Here is a 2,086-nt window from a genome sequence, read left to right on the forward strand (position 1 = left end):
CTCCAACCCGCCCCACTCAACCACCTACCCCACGATCCAGCGATACAGCAACACCAGCAACAGCACGGCCAGAACCGGCTTGAGTACCTTGTAGGCCCAAGGAAAGCGCCGCTTGAATCGCTTGATCTGGGCACCGATACGATCGCCGCCGCGCTTGAACGTCCCATAGGCCCGGTTGATCGCGCCGACCCGTTCCCCTTCGACGTTCTGCGGCGCCGTGGCGCGGCCCAGGGTGCCGCTCACCCAGCGGTTGATCTGGCGAAGCGGCGTCGGCAGCGGTCGTTCGATGTCGCAGAACAGGATCACCCGGGTCACCTCGCTCTCGTTCCTCACCCAGTGCACATAGGTTTCGTCGAACATCACGTCTTCGCCGTCGCGCCAGGCGTAGGGCCGGCCGTCGACGTAGATGCGGCAGGCATCGGAGTTCGGCGTGGCCAGGCCCAGGTGGTAGCGCAGCGATCCGGCGAACGGGTCGCGGTGCGGGTTGAGGTGGCTGCCGCCGGGCAACAGGGCGAACATCGCCCCCTTGACGCAGGGCAGCCGGCCGAGCAGTTCGACGGTGTTCGGGCAGAGGGTTCGTGCCGAAGGCAGCGGGCCGTCGTACCAGGTCAGGTAGAAACGCTTCCAGCCCTTCTTGAAGAAGGAACCGAAGCCCGCCTCGTTGTCATGCAGGGCGGCGCGGATGTAACCCTCGTCGAACAGGGCCAGGGCCTCTTCGCGGATCGTCTGCCAGTTGTCGCGCAGCAGGTCCAGTTCGGGAAAGTCGCGCCGCTCCACATAGGGGCGCGACGGTGTGCTCGAGAACAGATACATCAGCGAGTTGTAAGGAGTGAACAGCGCCGAGTAGTTGAACGTCTGGCGCAATAACGGCAAGCGGGCCTGGCCACGAAAGTGCACGAACAGCACGCTGGCGATGAACAGGCAGGGCAGGCCCACCTTGAATAGCAGGGCTACTGACATGGGAGCGCATTCCGTCGAGGATGGAAGCTTGACGGTTAGTTACTGCAAAAGACGGATGGTGCCAATGATGTCCATGGGCTATCGAATGGTTTTAGCCCTTGCACTGTGCGTGCGCAAACCGGAGGATTGCCCCTTCGAGGATTCCTTTTCACTGAATGCACCCGGCCAGTTCCGGACGATTGGATGATAGTCACACCATGAGCATGTCATTGCGCGATCAGTTGCTGAAGGCTGGACTGGTCAACGAAAAGCAGGCCAAGCAGGCCGGCAAGCAGAAACAGAAGCAGCAGCGCCTGGAGAAGAAGGGCCAGGCCGAGATCGACAACAGCAGCAAGCTGGCCGCCCAGCAGGCCCTGGCCGAGAAGGCCGCCCGCGACCAGGAGCTGAACCGCCAGCAGCAGGAAAAGGCACAGAAGAAGGCCGAGGCGGCGCAGGTCAAGCAACTGATCGAGCGTAGCCGGTTGCCCAAGCTGACCACCGAGGACTACTACAACTTCGTCGACGACAAGAAGGTCAAGCGCCTGTCGGTCAACGACCTGATGCGCGACAAGCTGAGCCGGGGTTCGCTGGCCATCGTCCGCCATGGTGGCGGCTACGAGGTGATCCCGCGCGAAGCGGCGCTGAAGATCCAGCAGCGCGACCCGGCCCGTGTCGTCCTGCTCAACACCCCGACCGAAGCGCCGGATGCGGACGATCCCTATGCCGCCTACCAGATCCCCGATGATCTGATGTGGTAGACATGAAAAAGCCGGGCATCTGCCCGGCTTTTCGTTTCCGAAGCCACTCAGGCGAGCGGAGCGTGGTGGCGCTGTCGTTCAGGCTGGCGCTGCACCATGGCCCTGACCAGGGCGATGAACAGGCCCAGCATGCCACCGAGAACCAGGCCCAGCGCGAGGATCAGGGCTTTCCTCGGCTTCTCTGCTTTCGTCGGTTCTATCGCCACCTGGTCGACGGTCACCAGGCGCATTCTGCCGATGTCGAGGTTCAGTTGCTTCAGTTGGGCCGCTTCCTCGCGCCACTGGGCCAATTTCTTCAGGAACAGGTCTTCGTCGGTGCGGTTGCGCAGTGACTCGACCGTGCGGTTCGTGGACAGCAGCCGCAATTCCTTTTCGATCTCGGCGATCCG

General features: G+C 62.7%; 3 protein-coding genes. 1 reads left to right on the forward strand and 2 read right to left on the reverse strand.

Annotated elements, in window-relative coordinates; all coding sequences use genetic code 11:
• Positions 1 to 24: 24 nt before the first annotated feature.
• A complete protein-coding gene (locus PSEWESI4_RS24810) occupies positions 25 to 960 on the reverse strand; it encodes an aspartyl/asparaginyl beta-hydroxylase domain-containing protein (protein ID WP_187673916.1) in 936 nt (311 codons plus the stop codon).
• Between the two features lie 197 nt (positions 961 to 1,157).
• On the opposite strand from PSEWESI4_RS24810, the gene PSEWESI4_RS24815 reads away from it, so the two are divergent.
• Positions 1,158 to 1,697, forward strand: a complete 540-nt coding sequence (locus PSEWESI4_RS24815) for a DUF2058 domain-containing protein (RefSeq protein WP_187673917.1) — start codon at positions 1,158 to 1,160, stop codon at positions 1,695 to 1,697.
• A 47-nt stretch (positions 1,698 to 1,744) separates the two neighbouring features.
• Here the strand turns inward: PSEWESI4_RS24815 and PSEWESI4_RS24820 are convergent.
• On the reverse strand, positions 1,745 to 2,086 hold a 342-nt coding region (locus PSEWESI4_RS24820), incomplete at its 5' end, for a GNVR domain-containing protein (protein WP_328821949.1).

Origin of the sequence: Zestomonas carbonaria (assembly GCF_904061905.1) — a bacterium.
Classification (GTDB): domain Bacteria; phylum Pseudomonadota; class Gammaproteobacteria; order Pseudomonadales; family Pseudomonadaceae; genus Aquipseudomonas; species Aquipseudomonas carbonaria.